18 protein-coding genes are annotated in these 22,984 nt (G+C 67.1%); 11 read left to right on the top strand and 7 right to left on the bottom strand.

Annotated elements, in window-relative coordinates; genetic code table 11:
• Nucleotides 1–32: 32 nt before the first annotated feature.
• From rsxC to CKO40_RS05600, 10 genes are all read left to right on the top strand, one after another.
• The gene (gene rsxC, locus CKO40_RS05645; protein ID WP_200345215.1) at nt 33–1,559 is read left to right on the top strand and encodes an electron transport complex subunit RsxC; all 1,527 of its coding nucleotides are present in this window, start codon (nt 33–35) and stop codon (nt 1,557–1,559) included.
• Nucleotides 1,559–2,683: an RnfABCDGE type electron transport complex subunit D gene (locus CKO40_RS05640; protein ID WP_200345214.1), complete on the top strand. Its 1,125-nt coding sequence runs from the start codon at nt 1,559–1,561 to the stop codon at nt 2,681–2,683. Before rsxC ends, CKO40_RS05640 begins: the two co-directional genes overlap by 1 nt.
• A complete protein-coding gene (locus tag CKO40_RS05635) occupies nt 2,680–3,354 on the top strand; it encodes an RnfABCDGE type electron transport complex subunit G (protein ID WP_200345213.1) in 675 nt (224 codons plus the stop codon). Before CKO40_RS05640 ends, CKO40_RS05635 begins: the two co-directional genes overlap by 4 nt.
• Nucleotides 3,351–4,088, top strand: a complete 738-nt coding sequence (locus CKO40_RS05630; protein ID WP_200345212.1) for an electron transport complex subunit E — start codon at nt 3,351–3,353, stop codon at nt 4,086–4,088. Before CKO40_RS05635 ends, CKO40_RS05630 begins: the two co-directional genes overlap by 4 nt.
• A 13-nt stretch (nt 4,089–4,101) precedes the next feature.
• On the top strand, nt 4,102–4,362 hold the full coding sequence (locus CKO40_RS05625; RefSeq protein ID WP_200345211.1) for an RnfH family protein: 261 nt from the start codon (nt 4,102–4,104) through the stop codon (nt 4,360–4,362).
• A 304-nt stretch (nt 4,363–4,666) separates the two neighbouring features.
• On the top strand, nt 4,667–5,392 hold the full coding sequence (locus CKO40_RS05620) for a hypothetical protein (protein ID WP_200345210.1): 726 nt from the start codon (nt 4,667–4,669) through the stop codon (nt 5,390–5,392).
• Nucleotides 5,389–5,976, top strand: coding sequence for a peroxiredoxin family protein (locus CKO40_RS05615; RefSeq protein WP_200345209.1), 588 nt, complete (start codon nt 5,389–5,391; stop codon nt 5,974–5,976). Before CKO40_RS05620 ends, CKO40_RS05615 begins: the two co-directional genes overlap by 4 nt.
• Nucleotides 5,977–6,014: 38 nt before the next feature.
• The gene (locus CKO40_RS05610) at nt 6,015–6,953 is read left to right on the top strand and encodes a hypothetical protein (protein ID WP_200345208.1); all 939 of its coding nucleotides are present in this window, start codon (nt 6,015–6,017) and stop codon (nt 6,951–6,953) included.
• A gap of 104 nt (nt 6,954–7,057) precedes the next feature.
• A complete protein-coding gene (locus CKO40_RS05605) occupies nt 7,058–9,709 on the top strand; it encodes a hybrid sensor histidine kinase/response regulator (RefSeq protein WP_200345207.1) in 2,652 nt (883 codons plus the stop codon).
• Nucleotides 9,706–10,617 (top strand): diguanylate cyclase domain-containing protein, encoded by a 912-nt coding sequence (locus tag CKO40_RS05600; RefSeq protein ID WP_200345206.1) that lies wholly within the window; start codon nt 9,706–9,708, stop codon nt 10,615–10,617. Before CKO40_RS05605 ends, CKO40_RS05600 begins: the two co-directional genes overlap by 4 nt.
• Before the next feature lie 91 nt (nt 10,618–10,708).
• On the opposite strand, the gene nifM is transcribed toward CKO40_RS05600, so the two are convergent.
• The 5 genes from nifM to nifV all read right to left on the bottom strand — a co-directional run bounded on the left by nifM (nt 10,709) and on the right by nifV (nt 14,459).
• Complete coding sequence (gene nifM / locus CKO40_RS05595; protein WP_200345205.1) at nt 10,709–11,626, bottom strand: nitrogen fixation protein NifM; 918 nt, start codon at nt 11,624–11,626, stop codon at nt 10,709–10,711.
• Nucleotides 11,623–12,225, bottom strand: a complete 603-nt coding sequence (locus CKO40_RS05590) for a nitrogen fixation protein NifZ (RefSeq protein ID WP_200345204.1) — start codon at nt 12,223–12,225, stop codon at nt 11,623–11,625. Before CKO40_RS05590 ends, nifM begins: the two co-directional genes overlap by 4 nt.
• The gene (gene nifW, locus CKO40_RS05585) at nt 12,209–12,613 is read right to left on the bottom strand and encodes a nitrogenase-stabilizing/protective protein NifW (protein WP_200345203.1); all 405 of its coding nucleotides are present in this window, start codon (nt 12,611–12,613) and stop codon (nt 12,209–12,211) included. Before nifW ends, CKO40_RS05590 begins: the two co-directional genes overlap by 17 nt.
• Nucleotides 12,614–12,693: 80 nt before the next feature.
• The gene (locus CKO40_RS05580) at nt 12,694–13,284 is read right to left on the bottom strand and encodes a hypothetical protein (RefSeq protein ID WP_200345202.1); all 591 of its coding nucleotides are present in this window, start codon (nt 13,282–13,284) and stop codon (nt 12,694–12,696) included.
• Between the two features lie 2 nt (nt 13,285–13,286).
• Nucleotides 13,287–14,459: a homocitrate synthase gene (gene nifV, locus CKO40_RS05575; RefSeq protein WP_200345201.1), complete on the bottom strand. Its 1,173-nt coding sequence runs from the start codon at nt 14,457–14,459 to the stop codon at nt 13,287–13,289.
• A gap of 540 nt (nt 14,460–14,999) precedes the next feature.
• Here nifV and CKO40_RS05570 point away from each other — a divergent pair.
• Nucleotides 15,000–17,189, top strand: coding sequence for a methyl-accepting chemotaxis protein (locus CKO40_RS05570; RefSeq protein WP_200345200.1), 2,190 nt, complete (start codon nt 15,000–15,002; stop codon nt 17,187–17,189).
• Between the two features lie 51 nt (nt 17,190–17,240).
• Here the strand turns inward: CKO40_RS05570 and CKO40_RS05565 are convergent, their stop codons facing one another.
• Both CKO40_RS05565 and CKO40_RS05560 read right to left on the bottom strand, forming a co-directional pair.
• On the bottom strand, nt 17,241–17,525 hold the full coding sequence (locus CKO40_RS05565; RefSeq protein ID WP_200345199.1) for a hypothetical protein: 285 nt from the start codon (nt 17,523–17,525) through the stop codon (nt 17,241–17,243).
• A 78-nt stretch (nt 17,526–17,603) separates the two neighbouring features.
• Complete coding sequence (locus CKO40_RS05560) at nt 17,604–22,856, bottom strand: PAS domain S-box protein (protein WP_200345198.1); 5,253 nt, start codon at nt 22,854–22,856, stop codon at nt 17,604–17,606.
• Between the last annotated feature and the right edge of the window lie 128 nt (nt 22,857–22,984).

The raw sequence follows: 22,984 nt of genomic DNA, 5'->3' as shown, positions 1-22,984 counted from the left end.
CGGCCTCATGACCGAGCGCTGAGGAGCCTCCGATGCCACTATTTCGCATTCGCGGCGGCGTCCATCCGGACGACCGTAAGGACCTGACTGCGGGTCGAGCGATCGAGTCATTGCCGATGCCGCGATTGCTGCACATCCCACTGCAACAGCATATCGGCGCGATCGCCAACCCGCTGGTGCAGCGGCGCCAGCAGGTCGCCAAGGGCGAGCGCATCGCCCATGCGCAGGGCGCGGTCTCGGCGCCGATCCATGCGCCGACCTCGGGCCGCATCGCCGGGCTCGGGCTGTATCCGGCGAATCATCCGTCCGGCCTGTCGGTGCGCACCATCACCCTGCAGCCCGACGGCGAGGACCGCTGGCACGCCTCGATCGCCGGCGAGCCGGACCCGTTCGCGCTTGCGCCGACCGAGATCGCCCAGCGCGTCGCCGACGCCGGCGTGGTCGGCATGGGCGGTGCGACCTTTCCGGCCGCGGTCAAGCTGAGCCTGGCGAAGCGTTACCGGTTGACGACGCTGGTCATCAACGGCTCCGAGTGCGAGCCCTATCTGACCTGCGATGACCAGCTCATGCGCGAGGAGGCCGATGCGATCCTCGACGGGATGCGGATCATGGCCCATGCGCTCTGTGTCACGCGCGTGATCATCGGCATCGAGGCGAACAAGCCGGAGGCGATCACTGCGATGCGCCAGGCCATCGCGCGCCTAGATCGGCACCGGCGCGAACAGCTCGAGGTCGCGACCTTGCCGATGCGCTACCCGATGGGCTCGGAGAAGCACCTGGTGCAGGCCCTGACCGGCTGCGAGACCCCGGCGCGCGGGCTGACGGCCGATATCGGGGTCGTGGTCCATAATCCGGGGACGGCCTTCGCGGTGCATGAGGCATTGCGCTTCGGCCGGCCGCTAGTCTCGCGCGTGGTCACGGTCACCGGCGGCGCGGTCCAATCACCGCGCAATCTGCGGGTGCCGATCGGGACCAAGGTCGAAGACCTGGTCGAGTATTGCGGCCGCTTCCGCGAGGAGCCGCAGCGGCTCGTCGCCGGCGGGCCGATGATGGGCCAGCCACTGCAGGAGCTGCGGGTGCCGGTGATGAAGGGCACCAACGGCATCCTGGCGCTGACGGCCGCCGAGGTCGGCACCCAGGCGCCGGCGGCCTGCATCCGCTGCGGTCGTTGTGTCGACGCCTGCCCGTGCGGGCTGGTGCCGCTGACGATGGCCGCGCAGGTCCGAGTCGGCAACCTCGACGCGGCGGCCTCGGCCGGACTGATGGACTGCATCGGCTGCGGCTCCTGCGCCTATGTCTGTCCGGCGCACCTGCCGTTGGTGCAGTTCTTCGCGCACGCCAAGGGCGAACTCGCCGCGCGCGGGCGCGCCAAACAGAAGCAGAGCGCCACCAAGCGCCTGGCCGAGCAGCGTAGCGCACGGCTGGAGGCGCAGAAGCGGGCGAAGCGCGAGGCGATGGCGCGGCGCAAGCGCGAGGCGGCCGCCAAGCAGAAGGCCGAGGAACAGGCTGCGGGTCAGGCCGAGCCGGCGCGCGCCGCGTCGGTCGCGGAGGTGGATTGATGCCACAGTCCGACCTCTTCGCCAGCCCGCATGCGCATGCACCGGTGAGCATCGGGCGCAGCATGCGGCTGGTCATGCTCGCGCTGCTGCCGGCGACCCTGCTCGGGATCGGGCTCTTCGGCTGGCCGGCGATCCTGCTCTTCCTGGGGACGCTGATCGCGGCCCTGCTGTTCGAGGCCAGCGCGCTGGTGCTGGCCGGCAAGCCGGTGCGAGCCGGACTCTTCGATGGCTCGGCCCTGCTCACCGGCTGGCTGCTGGCCCTGACCCTACCGCCCTGGGCGCCCTGGTGGATCGGCGTGCTCGGCGCCTTCATCGCCATCGTCATCGGCAAGCAGGTCTTCGGCGGTATCGGCCAGAACCTGTTCAATCCGGCGATGGTCGCCCGCGTCGCGTTGCTGGTGTCCTTCCCGCTCGAGATGACGCAATGGGTGGCGCCGCAGCCCCTGTTCTCGGCGCAGACGCCCGGACTCTTCGAGGCGGTCGGGCTCAGTCTGGCCGGGCTCGCGCCGCCCTGGGATGCGATGACCGGGGCCTCGATCCTCGGCGAGCTTGGCACCGAGCTGCAGCGCGGCGGCGATCTGACCGCGGTCGAGACCGGCTCGTTCACCAGCGTCGAGGCGATGGTCGGCACCATCCCGGGCAGCCTGGGGGAGACCTCGGCGCTGCTGTTGCTGCTCGGCGGGCTGTTCCTGATCCGCAAGGGCGTGATCGGCTGGGTGATCCCGACCGCGGTGCTGCTCGGGGTGCTGGTCCCGGCCAGCCTGCTGCATCTGCTCGATGCGACCCGTTTCGCCGCCCCGCTGGTCCATCTGACGGCCGGTGCGACGCTGTTGACGGCCTTCTTCATCGCGACCGATCCGGTGACCTCGCCGGTCTCGCGCGCCGGGCAGGCCGTCTTCGGCGTCGGGATCGGGCTGCTGATCTACCTGATCCGGACCTTCGGCGCCTATCCCGAGGGCGCCGCGTTCGCGGTGCTGCTGATGAATGCGGCCACACCGATGATCGACCACTATCTGAAGCCACGCATCTTCGGCCGCGATCGGCGCGGCAAGCCGTTGCCGGTGCCCGAGGATGCGCTACCCGCGGATGCGGCCGGCGAGCGAGCCAGCGGGAGCCGCCGATGAATCTACCGTTGTTCATGCGCGATCGTGACGGGATCGGCTATCAGGCGGGGTTGCTCGGCGCCTTCACACTGGTTGCGGCCGCGCTGTTGGTGAGTGGCGATCGGATCACGCGCGGCCCGATCGCCGAGCGCGAAGCCGAGGACCTGCTCGCCTCGCTCTCCGAGGTGATCCCGGCCACGCTCCACGACAACGCGCTGCTGGCCAACAGCATGACCCTGCCGACGGCCGACGCGCCGCTCATCGTCTACCGGGCGTTGGAGGGGCTCGAGGTCACCGGGGTCGCCTTCGAGGTCGTCGGGCAGGGCTACGCCGGACCGATTCGGGTCTTGCTCGGCATCGATGCGAACGGCCGGGTGCTCGGCGCGCGGGTGCTTGCGCATGCCGAGACGCCGGGGCTCGGCGACAAGATCGAGCTCGCGCGTGACGACTGGATCCTGGACTTCGACGGGCGCAGCCTGGCCGATCCGGAGCCCGCACGCTGGGCGGTCAAGAAGGACGGCGGCCTGTTCGATCAGTTCAGCGGCGCGACCATCACGCCGCGGGCCGTGGTCGGCGCGATCAAGGGCGGCCTCGAGACCTTCGCCGCGCATCGCGATACCTTGACCGCCTCGGCGGTGCTCCAGACACAGATAGACGAACAGGTTACAGACGGGCGGGGGACAGCACGATGACAGCCGAGACCGGATCGACGCCCGCGGCTCAAGGCGGCGCCGAGCGCACCGCTGGGGCAAGAACTGATTGGGCGCGCATCGCCCGCGACGGGCTCTGGGACAACAACGTGGTCCTGGCGCAGTCGCTCGCGCTCTGTCCATTGCTGGCGGTCACCGGCACCGCGACCAACGGGCTCGGGCTCGGCCTGGCGTCATTGGTGGTGATGGTCCTGTCCGGGGTCCTGGTCTCGGCCGCGCGCGGGATCATCACGCCGCAGGTGCGCATCCCGGTCTTCGTGCTCATCATCGCGACCCTGGTGACCCTGGTCGATCTGGCGATGAACGCCTGGCTGCATGACCTGCATAAGGTCCTCGGGCTGTTCATCCCGCTGATCGTGACCAACTGCGCGATCCTCGGTCGCGCCGAGGCCTTCGCCTCGCGCAACCGGATCGCCCCGGCGGCCTTCGACGGGCTGATGATGGGGGTCGGCTTCACGCTGGTGCTGGTGGCCCTCGGCGCGGTGCGCGAGGCGATCGGCTCCGGCACCCTGTTCGCGAACGCCTCGCTGCTGCTCGGCGATGCGATGGCCTTCCTCGAAATGACGCTGATCCCTGATTACCGCGGCTTCCTGCTGATGATCCTGCCGCCGGGCGGCTTCCTGGCGCTTGGGTTCTTGCTTGCCGGCCAGCGCCTGCTGAAGCGCCTGCCACTGCCCAAGCGCCGCGCGGGCGCGGCCGCTACGATGTCCAATTAGAGGAGAGCGATCCATGCACATCGGCGTCGCCTATGCAGACAAGTTCAAGCGCACCTGGCTGACCCTCGATGTCCCCGACGGCAGCACCGTGCGCGAGGCGATCGAGCACTCCGGCATCCTGCGTCAGTATCCGGACATCGATCTCGAGACGCAGCGCGTCGGGATCTTCGGCAAGCTCACCAAGCTCGATGCGGCGATCAGCGATGGCGATCGGGTCGAGATCTATCGGCCGATCACGGTCGACCCGGAGACCGTCGAGCGCCGCGACCAGTGAGGTCGCTTTGCTGTTCATTTTCTTCGGCTTCTTTAGTCACGCCGCCGGTGAACGAGATCATCGGTGCTCGGGATGGCATTCCTGAGGATGCACGAAAACCCTGGTCGATCCAGTACCAGCTTTTCCGGCAATCGCCATGAAGCCGCATAGCGGTTAAAGTTGGGGACAATTCCGACCGTGCTTGGCTTGCTCAGGCGGTGCCAATTCCGAGGGACTCAACATCCGGGTGGGTTCGTAAGCCCTGCAATCTCGCATCGGGTCGGCGTTGGTAAGTCGTCAGAGCCTGTGGGTCGCCGTGTCGTCAATGCCCAACAAACGCCCACGCAGCGGTCGAAAACCTCCGTTGCGCGGGGCGCTTGGCGTGCTGCTCTCGCTTGCCGCGATGATCGCCCTGGTGGCTGAGGGGCGCACCGCTGACGAGCTGCTTTGTGAACTCGAGATCGCTGCTGCCCAGGCCGAGCTGCCGGTGGCGCTCGAGACCATTGCGACCGAGCTCGCCGGCCGCTGCCTGTTCCTGGTCAAGCAGCGCGAGGCTGGGAAGGAGCGAGGGGCTGCGTCCAACCTGCGCGTCAATGGCCTCGATCCGCAGGGCGTCGATCTCGCCGATCCCCAATGGCGCTCGCAGCTCGACCGAGCCCTTGCCGATGCCCGCGCCGATCCGGGATGGAGCCTCGATCCTTATTTGGCAAAGACCGCGGCCCGCGATGGCCGTCCGACGGTGGATTTCACGCTCTGCAACATGGAACGGGTACGCCCATTCAAAGGCTCATTTCGGCTCCTGCTCGCTGAGCGCCATGCACTGCCCCTGGGGAGCGGCCAATATTGGCGTGTGCGCAAAGAAGTCGCGCGGGAGCCGATCGCCCGGCTGGCGCCAGCTGCGACGGTAGGCTGCGCGTTGCCCGAGCGGTTTGCCTTGCCGAGCGACAGACTGTTCCTGTCCACGGCGATCATCGCCGTCGTCTACGATGCCATTGGCCATGTCCAGGCCCTGCTGTACGAGACACTGACGCCCGAGGTGGCGCATCCATGAGACGCTGGCTGGGTGGCTGCTTGTTGCTCTGCCTTTCAGTCATGGCGCTGCCGGCCTCAAGTTCTGATCCAAGCAATTTGGTCGGCGCACCGGCACCCGAGATTGAACTGCCCGATGTCAATGGCAAGCCCTTTCGGCTGGCCGATCATAGCGGCGATGAGCAGGCGATTCTGCTCGTCTTTTGGGGGATTTGGTGTCCCTATTGCCGAGAGATCATGGTTAGATTGAGCGATGAATACGCGCAGCTCAAGCAGCATGGGCTCGATGTGATCGCGATCAGCATGCGCGAGAGCAGCAGGAAGGTGGCACTGTTCATCGACAAGCTCGATCCGCCGTTCCCGGTGCTGATCGACGAATGGGCCAGCCTCAAGGATCGCTATCGGATTCATGATGTGCCGCTCGCGGTGATCTTGGATCGGGAGCAGGTGGTTCAGGCCGCCGTGATCACGACCTCGGCCGAAAAGATCGAAGTGATGATCGAGCAAGCGCTTGGGGCCGAGTTGTTCGAGCGCGACCCAGTTCGCGACGAGGCCGGTGGCATCCCTTCCTCGGCTAGCGCCGGAATCAGACGGAGGCAACCATGAGAGCGATGATAAGACGCCCGACCGTGATGCGATGCGTAATGCTGCTGCTGACGCTGATGGGACTCAGCAGCCAGATGGCCCGAGCGGACGGAAGCAACGAGATGGGCTGCCTGCCGAATGGCGAACTCTTCGATCTCTTTGAGCCGGATGCAGTGGGGCTGCGCACGACGGCCTATATGACCCCATTCGGCACCCTGAACACCAACCTGGTGCTGGGGGATCAGCCGAGCGCAGCGGTGGCGGTGGCGGCTATCGACCTGGCCGAGCGCATCGGCGAGTTCCTGCCGGCCTTGGGCTCGACCTCGCCCATTCCGCTGGCGATGCCGGCCGCCGATGCGCCGCAGAAGTATCTGGAGCAGAAGACCACCTTGCTCTGCGGCGGCGCGGATGAGAACGCGCTGGTCCAGCGTCTGGTCGCGACCGGCAAGTCGACTGTCGATTGGGAAGCTGCCGAGGTCGGCTACATCGAGGTGGTCGAGAACGCGTTCGGCGGACCGGGCACCGCGGTGATCCTCGGCGGCGCGACCCCGCAGGCTAGCGCCTATGCGATCAATGCGTTCAGCGAGTTCTTCAAGCACCTCGCCGGTGCAACCCTGGCGCAGGCCAGGATGCTCGAGGCCGACCGGCAGTTGCGACACGGCGAGATCAACGCCGCCGCCGACAGCTTCGCGACTTTGCTGAATGGGCTGCGGGTGGACGGTTCAGCGAACTTCTTCGTTCCAATCGAGAACCCCTCGCCCAAGTTCGAGGAGCAACTGCGCGACGAGGTGCGCCTAGCCCAAGCGTTCGCCCGGCTGCTGCGCACCGATCCCGATCTCGAGCAGGCCGAGGCGCAATTCCAAGAGCTGGCGAGCCGCTGCATGTACTGCCATGAGCGTTATCTGGCGTTCGACTACATGGGCACGAACCGGATGCAATACCTGTTTAGCCAGTATCCCGAGACGCGCCTGCAGACCGAGTGGGCGAAAACGGACTGAGCGCGCATTTGGCCGCAGTGGATGCAGACCCGCCTGCCCCTCATCCGCCCCCGGCACGCCGGAAACTGCTCGGTTCCCTGTACCGCAAGCTGCTGCTTGCGGTCATGCTGTTGTTCATGTTCGGGCTCGTCGTCAGCACCCTGCTGAACGTCCGCGTCACCCGGCAGATCCTCAGTAACGAGCTGGCCAAGCGCGCCGAGACGCTGCTGCGCTCCGTTCAGCAGAAGTGCCAATATGCGGTCACGGTCATCGATCGCGGTAGCGGCGAGGTCTATGTCGACCGCCGCTCGCTCGACGATATTGTGCGTGACATCCGCGAAGACGAGCCGGATGTGGTGCAAGTCCTGATCGTCGATCGCGACGAGCGGGTGCTTAGCAGCCTGGACCCGGCGCGTCGCGATCGGCCGCTGGCGCAATCGCCCTTCATTCCCGGCTGCTGTGCGTCGGGCGGGCCGCAGCAGGTTCTGCGGGAGCGGACTGACAACCTCGAGGTCATGGGGCCGGTGCTGGTCAACGGCTATGATTGGGGCAAGGCTTTCATTAGCTTCTCGCTCGAGCCGATGCGCCATGAGATTGGGCGCCTCAGTCTGCAGTCGTTGGCCATCGGCGCGCTGTTCATGTTGGTTGGGCTCGTGCTGACGATCACGTTGGTGCATGCGCTGCTTCGCCCGATCAAACGGCTGAGCGCGCATGCGGTCGCGATCGGCGACGGCGATCTGGATCAGCACATTGAGGTCAGTGGTCACGACGAGATCGGCCAATTGGCGCTGGCCTTCCGCAGCATGATCGCGCGCTTGAAGGCGACGCTGGTCGATCTCGAGCGGGGCATGCGGGAGCTGCGTCATTCGCAGGCGTGCCTGCAGATCTCGGAGAAGAAGTATCGCGACATCGTCGAGCATGCCTTTGAGGGCATCTTCCAGGTCGCCCCAGATGGCAGCCCGATCGACGTTAACCCGGCGATGGCGAGGATGCTGGGCTACCGAGATGCCGAAGCACTCTGTCAGGCGGTTCCGGACCTGGCCGCGCAGTTCGCTAGCCCGGGCGATCGGCGCGCATTCCAGCGGGGGCTGGCCGAGGACGGGCGGGTGATCGGTTTCGAGACGCGCCTCTCGAGGCCGGATGGCACGCTCGTCGACTGCGTGCTCTCCGCGCGTGCGGTCTGCGATGAGCGGGGGCGAGTGAACCTGATCGAGGGCTCGGTGTTTGATGTGACCGAGCGCATCGAGCGTGAGCGCGCTGAGCGAGAAACTGCCGCGGCGAAGGCCTCGAGCGAGGCGAAGAGCGCCTTCCTGGCGACCATGAGCCACGAGCTGCGCACGCCGATGAACGCGATCATCGGCTTCGCCGATCTTGCGCTGCGGACCGGCCCGGGGCCCCAACAGGCGGGCTATGTGCAGCGCATCCGAGACGCGGCCGAAGCGCTTTTGCATCTGATCAACGACATCCTCGATTTCTCGAAGATCGAGGCCGGCCAGCTCGAGCTAGAGGTGAGCGATTTCGAGCTCGAGGATGTCCTGCACCGCAGCCTCGGCACGATCGCGCTGCAGGCCGAGGATAAGGGGCTCGAGGTGCTGGTGGATCTCGACCCGGCGATGCCGATGCAGTGGCGCGGCGATGCACTGCGCCTGGAGCAGGTCCTCGTCAACCTCCTGAGTAACGCGGTGAAGTTCACCTCGGCGGGTCGGATCGTGCTGCGGGTGCGTGTGCAGCCAGACGATGAAGGCCAGCTTGCGCTGGACGCCAGCGTGACCGATACCGGCATCGGCGTCAGCGATGAGCAGCGGGCGCGGCTGTTTAGCGCGTTCAGTCAGGCGGACAGCTCGACCACGCGGCGTTTCGGCGGCACGGGCCTGGGCCTGGCGATCTGTAAGGAATTGGTCCAGCTGATGCAGGGACGGATCGAGATCAGCAGCAGGCTCGGCGAAGGCAGCCGGGTCCGTTTCAGCGTGCGCTTACAGCGTCCGGCCTCGGCACAGCGCTCGGAGCCGATGGCTCGCTCGATCCAAGTGCCGGTGTCGGTCTGGCTGATCGATGCCGATCCGGACAGCCGGGCGCTGCTGCGCGGTTATCTCGAGCATGTCGGCTACCGTTGTCGTGCTGACGCGGACCTGGAGCCGTTGATGGCTGGGCCGGGTCTCAGCGAACCGGCGGCAGTGCTGATCCATTATCGCGATGATGCGAGTGCGGCACAGCTAATGTCAGAGCAGCTGCGGCGGCTGAGCGCCCGGCCGCAGCAAGACCGGGCGCCTTTGCTGCTGATCTGTGGCGAGCGGGCAAGGAGCCTGTTGTCGCAACAGGAGTTCGCTGCCGGAATCGACGCGTTCATCGCCAAACCGGTCCTGCCGGGCGCCCTCTGCGAGCAGCTTGCGGCCGTGCTCAATGGACCCGATCGGGCGCCGCAGCCAAGCGCTGCCAGGCACGCGGCGGTTGAGCCTCCGCATGAGATGCCGACTGCGATGGCGCCGCGTGGTGACAGCGATCCCGGCTACGCGCCAGCACCGCAGGTGTGCGAGATGAGTGTTTCACCGCTTGAGCGCAATGCGGTGATCCTGCTGTTGCAGCGCCTGCAGCACGAGCTCGATCAGGATCTGCGCTCAGCGTTGCGGACCCTTGATGAGTTGGAGCCTTTGTTCCGCACCAGCGCCTGGCATGGGGCCTTTCAGCGCCTGCAGAGTGCATTGAAGGTGTTCGAGGTCGACTTGGCCCGGGAGCACCTCGCGGATCTGGAAAAGCAGTTTGGAGCGCCTTTGGAATGAGCCCGTCCTTGCCTCAGAGTCGGCTGCTGATCGCCGACGACCACCCCGAGAACATCCTGCTGCTGATGGACAACCTGGACGAAGGCTGCTCGGTGATCGTTGCCAAGGACGGCCACAAGGCGGTCGAGCAGGCGTTCGCGCATCAGCCGGACCTGATCATGCTCGATGTGATGATGCCGGGGATGGACGGCTTCGAGGTCTGCGCAATCCTCAAATCCGACTCGCGCACCAAGGAGATCCCCATCATCTTCATCACCGCCATGCGGGATGCGGCCGATGAGGAGAAGGGGCTGCGGCTCGGTGCGATCGACTACATCCGCAAGCCGATCAATCCAAGCGTGACGCGCGTGCGAATTCGCAATCATCTCGCCTTGCGGCGTAAGACCGGGTTGCTCGAGGAGTTGGCACTACTCGACGGGCTCACCGAGATCAATAACCGGCGCTGGTTCGACGATGCCTTGAGCCGCGAGTGGATGCGCGCGAGGCGCACCGAGAAGCCATTGTCATTGGCGCTCTTGGATATCGATCACTTCAAGACCTACAACGATACCTACGGGCATGCGCAAGGCGATCAGTGCCTGATCCAGGTCGCCGGGGTCTTGCGGCATAGCATGAAGCGCGGTGGCGATTCGGTAGCGCGCTATGGTGGCGAGGAGTTCGTGGTGCTCGCCCCGGATACCCCGCGCGAGGCCGCGTTCAGGCTGTTGCAGGAGATCACGGCCGGTGTCGCGGCGCTGCGAATTCCGCACGCGGCCTCGCCGGTGGCCGATCATGTCACGATCAGCGCCGGTATCGCCTGTTGTCTGCCGGCTGAGCAAGACCCGGCGCTCTGCCTGCTCGAGCAAGCGGACGAGGCGCTCTACCAAGCCAAGGCCTCGGGTCGGAATCGCGTCGTCGCCTTGCCTTGAGAGAGGCTATCGCCTCGCAGGCATCAGGCATCAGGCATCAGGCATCAGGCATCAGGCATCAGGCATCAGGCACTGGCACCTGTCCTCCGTCTCAGGGCTGCAGACCCGCTAGCCATTGGCGCTGCTGTTCCTTGCGGCGGCGCCGCTCGAGGGCTTCGTGGATCTCGGCGCGTACCTGCGAGAACGCCAAGGTCTGGGCCGGCTCCACGGTCTCACAGAGGAGCAGATGGAAGCCGAGCTCGGTCTCGACGATCTCGCTGATGGCGCCAGCGGTCAGGGCGAACAGGGCGGCATCGAGCTCGGGGTAGAGCTGGCCGCGGCGGACCTTCCCGAGCCGGCCGCCCTCGAGCGCGGTCGGACATTCCGACGCGCGCTTGGCCTGCTCGGCGAATCGCTCGACCGCTTTGGCGTCGCCGCCAGCCTCGGCGTCGGCTGCATTCAGCCGGGCGGCGATGGCCTCAAGGCGGGCGCGGGCCGCCTCACGGGTGTTCTCGGCATAGTCGTCGTTGGTGGTGATCAGGATATGACGGGCGCTGCGGGTCTCCGGCGTCGCGAAGCGATCGTGATGCAGCTCGTAGAAGAGCCGCTCGTCGGCCTCGGTGATCGGCGCATGCTGCGCGCCCACCCGCTGCATCACGGCGTCGAAGAGCAATTCCCGGCGCAACGCCCGACGCAGCTGCTCGGGATCGAGGCCGTTGTGGGCGAGGTCTGACTCGAGCTCGGCGCTGTTGGCGTAGCGCTCGGCGACGGCGTCGAAGGCACCCTGGACCTGGGTCTCCGGGATCAGGACGTCGGCCGCCTCCGGGCTGTGCAGGACCAGCTCCTCGAGGGCGAAGCTGCGCTGGGCCAGGGTCTCGGCTTGTCGGTGCTCGTCATCGCTCAGGGCCGGGATGTTGCGCTGGAAGCGCTCGGTCGCGGCGCGCAGCAGGTGATAGCGGTAACCGTCGGGCTCGCGCTCGGCCGGCTGCTCCGTAGCGGTGGTGTCGGCGAGCGCGTGCGATGGGCTCATAGGCTCTGCTCCGTCTGCTCGGGATTGATCGCGTCGGGATTGATCGCGTCGGGGTTGGTCGTGTCGGGGGTGGTCGTGGTCGCGGCGGTTGCGGGATCGCTGACTGTCGGCGTCGCTGGGGCTTGAGCTGGGGCTTGAGCTGGGGCTGGCGCTGGATCGAGCGCCGATTCGGGCACCTGGAGCAGGCTGCAGCCGGGGAACTGCACCTGGTAGGCGACCTCGCCGAAGGGCTCGGTCTCGGCTGGGCTGCGCAGCACCCGGACCACATCGCCGACCCGCCCCTGCTCGACCAGGACCCGACCGCCGCGGCCGAGCGCGAGGCGTGCGGCGACCTTGTCACGGGTCTCGAAGCGGCTCGGTGTCCAGGGATCGGCGGCCGGCTGCAGCTCTTCGTCGCGGCAGCCGACCAGCCGGTCGTCGTCGAGGAAGTGGACGGTGTAGATGATCTGGTCCTGCAGGAAGGTGCCGACATCGCGCACGAAGCCGGTGCGGCCGCGACGGATCAGCAGCGCACCGGTCGGCTCGCCCGGGTAGGTGCCGTCGTTGCGCACATTGCGCAGCAGACGCACCTCGTCGCCATAGTCAAATCGTGGGCGCATCTTGGCTCGGTCCGTTCGCTGGGTTGGTGCGGCTGGCGAGGAGCTGGTCGAGCCCGACGCTCACCTGACGCGGCTGTGCCCTCTGGAAGACGCGGAAGACCTTCTCGGTGCGCGCATCCGAGGTGACGAAGTCCCGGTAGGCGCCGTGCAAGAGGTCCGCATAGAGGCGATAGCGTGTCGGCGCGCTGTCCGGCAGCTCTTCGATCTCATCGAGGTAGTCGTGGAACCGCTGCAGGATGTGCAGCCGGTTCACCTGGACCACGGCGGGCTCGAAGCCGATACCGAAGTAGTTGAGGAAATCCTCGGCGCTCTCGAGCTCGTCGAGCTCGCACTCGAAGTCGTCGAGCGACGCGGGCGGGTGCTGTGGGTCTTGGTCGAGAGGGGTCATACTGGTCTCCCTGGAGCGGGTGGCTGGTGTGTTCACTGGTTGGATCGATCGGTTGCATGGAGGCCTGCGCCGGTACCGGCTCAATCGCCGAGCAGGTGCACGTTGTCACCGGCCGCCTCGACCTGGGCGCGCGTCGCTGCCTTCTCGGCCCAGCCCAGCAGGTCGCGGGCGCCGAGCCGATCCTCGCTGTCGAACGCGACGACCGGCGATAGGCGCTCGCGGGCCGCCTCGGGCCGGTCTTGTCGCAGCAGTAGCCAGCCGGCGCCCTTGAGCGCGAGCAGCAGGAAGCGCGTCGTCGACATCGAGCGCTGCGCGGCGGCCTCGAGTTCGGCCTGGCCGAGCCGGCGCCAGTCATCGTCGAGGGCGAGCTGGCGGCAGCTCAGCACGATCGCGCGCTCGGCCATCAACAGCGCCTCGTCATAGCGATGGCGGTAGTAGAAGAACCGATACAGCGCGACGATCACCGATAGATGCTCGGGCGCGCGCAGATGGGCGCGCAGTAGCGCCCACTCGGCCGCATCGACCCGCGCCGGCTCGATCTCGTCCTCCTCGCGCGCATCGGCGGCGAGCGTCCGATAGTGCGCGCTGCTCTCGGCGATCAACGCCTGGACGTCGGCCGGGAGCGGGTGCTCGAAATAGAGCCCTTCACCGTCGAGTTCGAGTAGGTCCATGGCTAGTCGAGACGATTGACGGCAGCGGGCGCGGGCCGGCTCGGCTCGAGGAAGCGCAACAGGTCGCCGCTCGCCGGCGCGCGCTTGGTCTCGGTCACGAACCGTCGCAGCCGCGGCAGGACCTGCGCAGCCTGGCTCGCGTCGATCTCCAGCTGCAGCATCTGCGCGTAGGCCATCCGCACCGCCTGGCTGCCCGAGTGCTTGCCGAGCACCATCCGGTGGCTGCGGCCGACCTCGGCCGGGTCGATGCCCTGGTAGTTCAGCGGGTCCTTGAGCAGGCCGTCGACATGGATGCCGGCCTCATGGGTGAAGGCGCCGTCGCCGACCAGGCTCTTGTGCCAGCCGACCGGCCGGCCCGATGCCTGGGCGACCAGCTTCGACAAGGACGCGAAGCGGGTCAGGTCGACGCCGGTCGCGATCCGATGGACGTGCTTGAGCCCCATCACGACCTCCTCGAGCGCGGCGTTGCCAGCACGCTCGCCAAGGCCGTGGACGGTGGTGTTGACATGGCTCGCGCCGGCGCGCACTGCGGCCAGGGTGTTCGCGGTTGCGAGCCCGAGGTCGTCGTGCGCGTGCATCTCGATCTCGCAGTCGCAGACGCTGGCCAGATCGCGGATGCGCTCGAAGGTCGCGAACGGGTCGAGCAGGCCGACGGTATCGGCGAAGCGCAGCCGCCGGGCGCCGGCGGCCTGCGCGGTCTCGGCAACCTGCTTGAGCCAGTCCGGCTCGGCGCGCGAGGCATCCTCGCAGCCGACGCCGACCTCGAGCCCCTGGTCGCGGGCGATCCGGACCTCATGCGCGATACAATCGAGCACCCAGGCGCGGTCACGGCCGAGCTTGCGCGCGATCTGCTGATCCGAGACCGGGATCGAGAGATCGACCAGGTCGACGCCGAGTCCGTCGCAGGCGTCGATGTCGGCGCTGCACATCCGCGCCCAGACCATCAGGCGCGCATCGAGCCCGAGCGCGGCGACAGCGCGGATCGACTCGCGCTCGTCGGCGCCCATCGCCGGGATGCCGACCTCGAGCTCGGGCACGCCGAGGGCGTCGAGCCCGCGCGCGATCGCGAGCTTCTCATCGAGCGAGAAGGCAACACCGGCCGACTGCTCGCCGTCGCGCAAGGTGGTGTCGTTGATGTAGACCCGAGGGGTCGTCGCAGCGTTGGGGATCACCATCGGTCGGGACTCCGATACGACTGGTCTGGATGAACCTGCTAGGCAAGACTTGGGCCGAAAACAAAAAACGCTGCGCTTTCGGGATCTTGAACGATGCTCAGGCGATGCTCGCGCATCCGCTGGAGCAGATCCGACACGGGATTTGGCTGCACTGTCGCAACTGTGACGTGGCGGCTTGCAGGACGATGGCGCAGGTTTCAGCGTCGAAACGGGGGGTTGAACGGCCTGCACCGTCGGTCAGATCGATCAGCCGCTCGGGTGAGTCAGGCGGCCGTTTTGATAGGGCCTCTTGGCAATGCATGGCCTGGCCGCTGGGTGGCCTGGTCGCCACTTATCCTGGTCGCCACTTGTCCGGGCTGCTACGTAGCCTGAACGGCCGATCTGTCGTAGCATCCCCAGCCCCAAATCGAGGCGTTATCGGACGGAGCGGCCGTCCTCGGCGGGCGTCTGCAGCGGGGCAGAGCGGCAGCACGCCGGCTGGCCTGCTCCGGCCCACGGCTCGACCCTGTGAACTCCGACAAGAATCGAGCACGATCTGTTATGCCAAAGCCACTGCAGCACTGGATGGGATCACTGGCAATGAAGCTGACCGGGCTGGTCTTCCTCTTCATTGCCGTCCTCTTATTGGCCTTCGCCTGGGGGCTCAGTCAGATCGATGGGCTACAGCTGCAGACACGCTACCTGCTGCTCGCCGGTGCGGGCGGTCTGCTCGTTGTCTGCGGCCTCGGTTTCGCGCTGTTGACGAGCCGGATGGTGACCAGGCCGCTGCGTCGCGTCGTCGCGACGCTGGAGCGCATCGGCCAGGGCGATTTCGACAGCGCTATCGAGCACGGGCGCCGGGACGAGATCGGCTCCCTGCTCGAGACCGTCGAGCGGATGCAGCAAACGCTGGCCGACCGGGCTTCGGCGGATCAGCGGCTTGCCCGGGAGATGCAGCGCATCACCGGCGCGCTGAACCAGACCTCGACCAGCCTGATGATCGCCGACCGCAACGGCCTGCTGGTCTATGCCAATGATGCCTTCAGCCGGATGCTGCGCGAGGCCGAGGCCGATATTCGTCAGGTGCGCCCGGGGTTCAGTGCCGAGCCGCTGATCGGGCGCCACTTCGGCGAGCTCCATGAAGACCCGGACAGGCAGCAGTCGGTGCTGGACGGGCTGATCGGGACCTACGTGCACCAGATGCGGCTCGGCCCGCGCAGCTTCCGGCTGACCGCGAATCCGGTATGGGACACCGACGGAGCGCGTTTGGGCACCGTGATCGAGTGGGTCGATCGCACCGCCGAGGTGGTCGCCGAGGCCGAGCTGGACGAGCTCCTGGACGCCGTCGCGCACGGCGACTTCAGCCGTCGCATCGATCTTGCGGGCAAGGAGGGGCTCTTCCTCGATCTGTTCGAGGGGATGAACCATCTGTGTGAGATCGTCTCCAGTGCGGTCAATGACCTCGCCCGGGTGCTCAAGGCGATGGCCGGAGCCGATCTGACCCAGACCATCGATGCGCGCTACAAGGGCCAGTTCGCCGAGCTCAAGCATGACACCAACGGCACCGTGGCCCAATTGGAGCGGCTGGTCGCGCAGATCCTCGACGCGACCGATGCGATCAATTCGGCCTCGCACGAGATCGCCGCCGGCAATGCCGATCTCTCGGAGCGCACCGAGCAGCAGGCAAGCAGTCTGGAGGAGACCTCGAGCTCGATGGAGCAGTTCAACGCCTCGATCCAACACACGGCCGAGAACGCCGCCAGTGCGCAGCGGCTGGTCAGCGAGGCCAACGACAAGGCGGTCGCCGGCGGGGCACAGGTCGCACGCGCGGTTGAGACCATGAGCAGCATCCAGGCATCCAGCCACCGGATTGCCGACATCATCGGAATGATCGACAGCATCGCCTTCCAGACCAACATCCTGGCGCTCAATGCGGCTGTCGAGGCGGCCCAGGCGGGCGAGCAGGGGCGCGGCTTCGCGGTCGTGGCGACCGAGGTCAGGAAGCTGGCGCAGCGCAGCGCCGATGCAGCGAAGGAGATCAAGGCCCTGATCAGCGAATCCGTCGCTCAGGTCGATGCCGGTGCCGAGCTGGTGCGCGAGGCCGGCACCACGATCGAGGGCATGGTCGGCGGCTTCCAGCAGGTGGTCGGGCTGGTGACCGAGATCGCCGACGCGGCCCGCGAGCAGGGCACAGGCGTGGATCAGATGACGCAAGCGATCCAGCAGATGGATGATGTCGCCCAGCGCAATGCCGCGCTCGTGGAACAGGCGGCCGCGGCCGCGGCAAGCCTAGAGGAACAGGTGCAGCGGCTCCGTGAGACGATCGCGGTGTTCAACCTGATGGAGACGCAAGAACGCAGTGAGCTCGAGCTGGGTGATCGTTGCGAGGACGTCGACTTCGACGAGTTCGTCTACGTTCACAAACAATGGTCCAAGCGCCTAAGACGCGTGGTCGAGGGACGGGCCGAGCCGCAGGACCCGGAGGCGGTCTCCTGCGACGACCGCTGCACCCTCGGGCAATGGATCTATGGTGAAGGGCAGCGCTTCGAGGCGGCAGGCGCCTATCAGGTGCTGCGCGACAAGCACGCGCAATTCCATCGCTGCGCCGGCGACGTCTTGCGTCATGTCATCCAGGGTGAGCGCGAGCAGGCCCTCCATTGGCTCGCAGAAGGCTTCGCTCCACTGTCCGAAGAGACCATTGCCCAGATCCACGCGCTCGCCGAGGAATGCCGCGGCGGGCGACTCGCCTGAGGGTGACGCAAAGGCTTCGGCGCTTCCTGACGGTCAGGAAGCGCCGCCATCCTAGTCGCCGAGCTTCTCGATGACCTGCGCCACCAGCCGCTGATTGGCCGTGAGCTGGTCGCTGAGGATACGCGCCATCTCGAGACTGTTCTCCTGAAAGGTCTTCAGGTTGTCGCTTTGTATGCGTTGGGTTTCCAAGATCCGGTCAGCCATCTGGCCGATGCGATCGGCCATCTCACCGATGCGGTCGGCCATGGTTCCAATGTCCGCGGATAACCTCAGCACGGTCTCCTGGATGCCTTCGACAGAGTCGACGGCGTTTGATTGCGGTTCGCTACCCAGCATGGATTCGCCTCCGGTAGTCGGCCTGGATCAGGCTACGGGAAAAGAGGCTGATAGCCTATCCGTTCCGGGATCATGCGCCTAGGCGTGTTCTTCCAAACCGGGATCGGCCAACGGCAGCAGGAACTGGAACTCGGTGCCGGCGCCGGGCGTCGAGCGCACCGCCAGTCCGGCGCCGGAGCGCACCACGAACTCGCGCACCATGAACATCCCGAGTCCGTGCCCGCGTTGCTTGGTCTTGGTCGAGAACAGGGGCTCGAAGATGCGCGCGAGGGTCGTCTCGCTCATGCCGATGCCGCTGTCGCGCATCCTCAGAACGGCGTAGTCGCCTGCTCGAAGCTCGCCGACCATCAGCGGCGGATCGCCGGACCAGCGCTCACGCTGACCGGAGACCTGGAGCGTGCCGCCCTTGGGCATCGCGTCGCGGCCATTGAGTGCCAGATTGAGCAGCGCTGCCTGCAGGAAACCGGCATTGGTGCTCGCGCTGAGCCCGGGCTCGATCTCCAGATGCCAGTCCACCGTTTCGGGCAGCATCATGCGCAGGATGTCCGCGAGCTCCGCCAGCGGCAGCTCGAGCTCCGTCGTGCGCATGGGCACCCCGCCGGCCCGGCTCAGGGCGAGCATCCCAGAGGTGATCACCTTGGCCTGACCAAGGGCGCTGTTCATCTCGTCGATCACCTGAGCATTGTCCTCGCCGAGCGCATCGGGGCTGATGAAGCTGCGGAGGAAATAGAGGTTGGCATCGAGAACCGCGAGCACGTTGTTGAAGTCGTGGGCAACGCCGCTGGCGAGATGGCCGATGGTCTCGCGCTCCTTGGCGCTGACCAGCTCGCGCGCGAGCTGCGCCTCGTGCTCGATCGCGGCGATCCGTTGGCCGATGAAGCGCAGCAGCTCGCGCTCGGCGCCGCTGAGTCCGGAGCGCGCCTGCTTGCTGTAGAGCTGGGTCAGCAACCAGCAGGGCTGAGGGGCATCGCCTGTGCAGCGCGATGCGAGCGCGACGACGCAGGCGTAACCCTCGCTGCGCAGCGAGTCGGGCAGTGAGGCGCCGGAGATCAACTGCGGTCGGTCAAAGGCCGCAGTGGCGGCGAAGAGGGTCTCGATCGACCCGCGCGCGACCGATTCGGCCGGTCCATCCGCTGCGCTGGGAACACAGGCCAGGCGCTGGTAGGGATGGTTCGATCTGTACCAGCCGGCCTCGCCAACCGCCATCCCGAGCGCATCGGTGGCGATGTCGAGCAGCGCGGCGGTCTCCTTGGTGCTGTCCAGACCGCGGTTGCTCAGATTGACCAACTGCTCGAGCTGCTCGACGTAGCGCTGCAGCGCCTGTTCCGCGACGCGGCGCTCGGACTCGGCGCGCTGAACATCGGTGATGTCCAAGGTGTTGCCGCGATAGCCGACCAGTGCCCCGTCGTCGGCAAAGATCGGCAGGGCATCGGTGCTGGTCCACACCCGTCTGCCGCTGGCATTGAGGTAGGGGCAGACGAAGTCCCGACAGGGTTGATGATGGGCCATCAGCGCGAATGCACGCGCCTTGGTCTCGGTGCGCTCGGGCTCCGGGATGAATTCATAGAAGGCCTTGCGCCCGACCAGTTCCTCGGCCGCATAGCCGAGCAGGGTCTCGGCCACCGGGTTGACATAGGTGTAGGTGCCTTGGAGGTCGACCTCCCAGGTCATCATCCGGCTCTGCTGAGCCAGCACGTCGTAGCGCTCGGTGCTGGCGCGCAGCTCCGTGAGCACGCGCTCACGCTCCAGGGCGCCGACCAGTGCGCCGGCGAGCACGCGCAGGATATGGACATCCGGGCCGGACCAGTCGCGTTCCTCGCGCACCGCATCCAAGCCGATGAAGCCCAGCAGACGGTCCTTCTCGATCAGCGGGACCGTGATCAGGGACTGGACCTGCTGGCGCTCCAGGTCCTGACGGAGCGGGGCCCAGCGCTCGGGCAGGTCGCTGATCTGCGGGACCATCACCAGATCGCTTGCCTCGAGGGCGCTCAACAGCATCTCCAGGTCACTCGCCGGGATCTGCTGCAGGGTCGCGATCATCGGCTCGATGCCCGGCGCGGTCCACTCGTAACGATTGCTGACGCTGTTGGCGTTGCGGTCGATCTGGAACAGGTAGGCGCGGTCGGAGTCGGTCAGGTCCCCGACCTTCGCCAACGCCTCCTGCACCAGGCTGTCGAAGGGCTGGTCCGATGTGTCGACGAAGCGCGTGGTCAGTGCCACCATCTCGCGCTCGAGCCGCTCGCGGTGGATCAGGTCCAGCTCGGCCTGCTTGCGCTCGGTGATCTCCAGGTGGATGCCGATGACCCGCTGCGGCCGACCATCGGGGCTGCGCTCGACGAGCCGGCCGGTGGACTGTATCCAGACCCAATGCCCATCCTTGTGACGCATCCGAAACTCACACTCGAAGAGCGTCCGCTCATCGTTGAAGTGGGCCTCGAGCCGGTGTTCGGCAGCCTCTAGGTCATCCGGATGGACCAGTGCGCGCCAAGTCGCCCTGGTGATCGGCTCGACCTCCTCCAGCCGGTAGCCGAGCATCGCGGCCCAGCGCTCGTTGCAGTGAACGCGGTCGGTGGCGATGCGCCAGTCCCAGGTGCCGACGCGCGTGCCGGCGATGATCTGCTCGAGGCGCTGGCGCTGCTCGCGGAGCGCGAGCTCGGAGTGCTTGCGCTCGGTGATCTCGGCGGCGACACCGACCACCCGGCGCGCACGACCCTGTACGTCGCGGGCCAGGAAGCGGCGGTCGCTGATCCACTTGAGTCGTCCGTCCGGGGTCAGGATGCGGTATTCGAGTGACTTGAGGCTGCCGTCGGCGGGGACCTCGGCCTGGGCGTGGAGCATCCGTTCCCGATCCTCGGGATGCAGGCTCCGACGCCAGACCTCGCTGTCGGCGAGGATGGTCTCGACCGGGCGTTCCCAGACCCTCTCAAAGGCGGGGCTGATATAGCTCAGCCGGTCGCTGCCGATCTCCTGGACCCAGAAGACCTCCTCGATGGTGTCGGTGATCTCGCGCAGCTGCGCCTCGTTGGCGCTGAGCCGCGCCAGCGTGCGCTGACGCTCGGTGTCGTCGCGCTGCACGCCGATGAAATGGGTGATCGCCCCGTTGGAATCGGTCACCGGCGTGAGGCTGAGGGCGTTCCAGAACAGACTGCCGTCCTTGCGGTAGTTACGCAGCGTCACCTGGCAGGGACGGCCCTCATCCAGGGCCTCGCGGATCAGCGCGCGCTCCGGCTGGTCCCGATCGGTGCCTTGCAGGAACCGGCAGTCCTGACCCAGGGCCTCTTCGGCGCGATAGCCGGTCAGGCTCTCGAAGCCCTTGCTCACGAACCGCACCGGGTGATCGCCCCCTTGGGCGTGCTCAGCGACGACGATCCCGGTATCGGCCTGTGAGAGCGCCTCCATCAGGATCTGATGATCGCGCCGCAGTTGCAGATGGGTCAGCGCGATCGCCGCCAGCGAGGCGCCGTGTTCCAGCAACGCCCGCGCGAGGCGGCTCGGCACGGCCGGTTCCGCTCCGGTGAGCGAGAGCACGCCGACGGCACGGCCATCCTGGCCGCGCACCGGCTGGCACCAGCAGGTGCTCGGGGTGCTCGGCACCGGGTCGGGGCTTGGGCGCCGGGCGTCGGGACGCTGTGCCTGCCAGGCATTGGCGCTGAATGCCGCCGATTCGAAGGCCTGGTGATAGGCACAGTCGACGTTCCCCTGGGGGCAATGGTTGGGACGCTCGGCGAGCCGCTCATTGCGCTGCGCGATGCCTTGCGCATCCAGGCCCGGCGCGGCCAAGACCTCCAGGGTGCCGCTCGCGTTCGCAAGCACCAGGCTGCATTGATGGGTCGGCACGAGCTCAGCGATGCGTTGGCAGAGCCGCTCGGCGATCTCTCGTCCATCGGCATCGGTGGCGATCAGCTCGCCCAGGGTCTCGGCCTGGAGCGCGGCGATTGCGCGCTGCTCTTGCTGCAGATCCCGTTCTCTCGCCAGCGCCCCGAAGGTGGTTCGCAGGCGGTTGCCTAGGGCGATCATCGCCCGGCCCGCATCGACCTCCTCCTTGAGCGGGCTCTTGGGGGGCGGCGGCATGGGCCGGCCGGAATCGACCAGGGCCGGTAGCAGATCGGCGAGCCCGATCACTGTCTGCAGCGGCGCCGCGAGCCGGCGGCTCAGCCAGTGCGCGGTGAGGATGGCCAGCGCTGTCCAGCACAGCAGCGCGACGAGCCAGAGCCGAAGGGAGGCGCAGAGCTGCGCCCTGATGAGCCGAGCGCTGAGGTCGACCTGGATGGTGCCTTGGGCCGCCGTCGGCGGCAGGGGCACGCTCAGCCGATAGCGCATCTGGTTCCAGTCTGAACAGGTCGATGGCCGCGCGGTGCGTTCATTGACCAATAGCAACCCGTCTCGACGGGCGATGATCGCGTCGGGCGGGGCCTCGAGCTCGGCGCTTGCTGTCGGCAGGAGCCGAATCTTCGGGTCCGCCGCGGCCGGCAGGTTGTCGGTGAGCAAGGTCTCCAACCGTTGCTCCAGGGTCTTGCTCTGGCTGCTTCCTTGCCGGGGTCCTTGGCCTGCCGCTGGCGCGCCGGTTTGGCCATTGGCTTGGGCATTGGTTTGGCCGTTTGGTTGGTTGCCTCCCGCTGTCAGGGTCTCGGCGGCGAGCGCGGTATAGAGACGCAGCTCCTGCCGCAGGCTCTCCTCGAGCTGGCCCTGGAGGTCGCGGACGCCGAGGACCACGAGGCTGAAGGCCGGAAGCAGCGTTGCCGCGGTGAGCAGCACGAACAAGACATGACGATTGGACAGGCTGGCCTGATGCCGCCGGAGGCTGCCGACGGCAAGCACGATGAGTTCGGCGAGGAGCGCGGCGACCAGGTCGTTGATGGCCTTCTGCATCAGGACCGCCGCCGCGAGTCCAGGCTCGACAGCGATCCAGGAGAGGGCGTATGCGAGCGCCAGCGGGATGCCCAGCAGGAGCCAATAGGCGCTGACGCTGAGCGCGAGGCTCGGCGGACCCTGCCCGCGGCGTCGCGCCCAGGCCAGCCGTGCCCCGACGAAGAGGGTCAGGCTGCCGACCAGCAGGAAGCTGATGGGCTGCCCATAGAGCAGCCATGTCGTGCTGCACTGCACCGCGGCAACGACGAGCGCCGCCGGTAGCCCGAGCCAGACCAGCGCCAGCAAGACCGCAACCAGGCCGAACGAGAAGCGCAGGCCGAAGAACAGCGGGAGTTCGAAGTAGCTGCCGGCGGCGGCCAGGGTCGCCAACAGCAGCAGCAGGGACAGAAAGCGGAGAATCTCGGGGATCGGCTGCGGCTTCCAGCGCACGCGAGACATCAGCGTGCGAGCGGGTCGACTCATCAGGGCGCGTCCTAGGGCTCAGGCAGATCAGGCAGCAGTCAGTCGTTGGCTTCCAGTGCGGCCGAAGGCAACAATGCCTCCAGTCTGCGGGCGAAGCCAATGGTGATGCTGTCGGACGCGAATCGCAA

Origin of the sequence: Halochromatium glycolicum (assembly GCF_016584085.1) — a bacterium.
In the GTDB taxonomy this organism is placed as follows: domain Bacteria; phylum Pseudomonadota; class Gammaproteobacteria; order Chromatiales; family Chromatiaceae; genus Lamprobacter; species Lamprobacter glycolicus.
This window is presented reverse-complemented; position numbering and strand designations above follow the sequence as displayed.

What these genes read in the sequence shown, in the direction of transcription:
- CKO40_RS05560 (WP_200345198.1), bottom strand. Translation starts at nt 22,856, where the DNA reads ATGAGTCGACCCGCTCGCACGCTGATGTCTCGCGTGCGCTGGAAGCCG.
- CKO40_RS05570 (WP_200345200.1), top strand. Translation starts at nt 15,000, where the DNA reads ATGCCAAAGCCACTGCAGCACTGGATGGGATCACTGGCAATGAAGCTG.
- nifV (WP_200345201.1), bottom strand. Translation starts at nt 14,459, where the DNA reads ATGGTGATCCCCAACGCTGCGACGACCCCTCGGGTCTACATCAACGAC.
- CKO40_RS05605 (WP_200345207.1), top strand. Translation starts at nt 7,058, where the DNA reads ATGCTGTTGTTCATGTTCGGGCTCGTCGTCAGCACCCTGCTGAACGTC.
- CKO40_RS05610 (WP_200345208.1), top strand. Translation starts at nt 6,015, where the DNA reads ATGCTGCTGCTGACGCTGATGGGACTCAGCAGCCAGATGGCCCGAGCG.
- CKO40_RS05590 (WP_200345204.1), bottom strand. Translation starts at nt 12,225, where the DNA reads ATGCGCCCACGATTTGACTATGGCGACGAGGTGCGTCTGCTGCGCAAT.
- CKO40_RS05635 (WP_200345213.1), top strand. Translation starts at nt 2,680, where the DNA reads ATGAATCTACCGTTGTTCATGCGCGATCGTGACGGGATCGGCTATCAG.
- CKO40_RS05600 (WP_200345206.1), top strand. Translation starts at nt 9,706, where the DNA reads ATGAGCCCGTCCTTGCCTCAGAGTCGGCTGCTGATCGCCGACGACCAC.
- nifW (WP_200345203.1), bottom strand. Translation starts at nt 12,613, where the DNA reads ATGACCCCTCTCGACCAAGACCCACAGCACCCGCCCGCGTCGCTCGAC.
- CKO40_RS05565 (WP_200345199.1), bottom strand. Translation starts at nt 17,525, where the DNA reads ATGCTGGGTAGCGAACCGCAATCAAACGCCGTCGACTCTGTCGAAGGC.
- CKO40_RS05615 (WP_200345209.1), top strand. Translation starts at nt 5,389, where the DNA reads ATGAGACGCTGGCTGGGTGGCTGCTTGTTGCTCTGCCTTTCAGTCATG.
- CKO40_RS05625 (WP_200345211.1), top strand. Translation starts at nt 4,102, where the DNA reads ATGCACATCGGCGTCGCCTATGCAGACAAGTTCAAGCGCACCTGGCTG.
- CKO40_RS05620 (WP_200345210.1), top strand. Translation starts at nt 4,667, where the DNA reads ATGCCCAACAAACGCCCACGCAGCGGTCGAAAACCTCCGTTGCGCGGG.
- CKO40_RS05640 (WP_200345214.1), top strand. Translation starts at nt 1,559, where the DNA reads ATGCCACAGTCCGACCTCTTCGCCAGCCCGCATGCGCATGCACCGGTG.
- CKO40_RS05580 (WP_200345202.1), bottom strand. Translation starts at nt 13,284, where the DNA reads ATGGACCTACTCGAACTCGACGGTGAAGGGCTCTATTTCGAGCACCCG.
- CKO40_RS05630 (WP_200345212.1), top strand. Translation starts at nt 3,351, where the DNA reads ATGACAGCCGAGACCGGATCGACGCCCGCGGCTCAAGGCGGCGCCGAG.
- nifM (WP_200345205.1), bottom strand. Translation starts at nt 11,626, where the DNA reads ATGAGCCCATCGCACGCGCTCGCCGACACCACCGCTACGGAGCAGCCG.
- rsxC (WP_200345215.1), top strand. Translation starts at nt 33, where the DNA reads ATGCCACTATTTCGCATTCGCGGCGGCGTCCATCCGGACGACCGTAAG.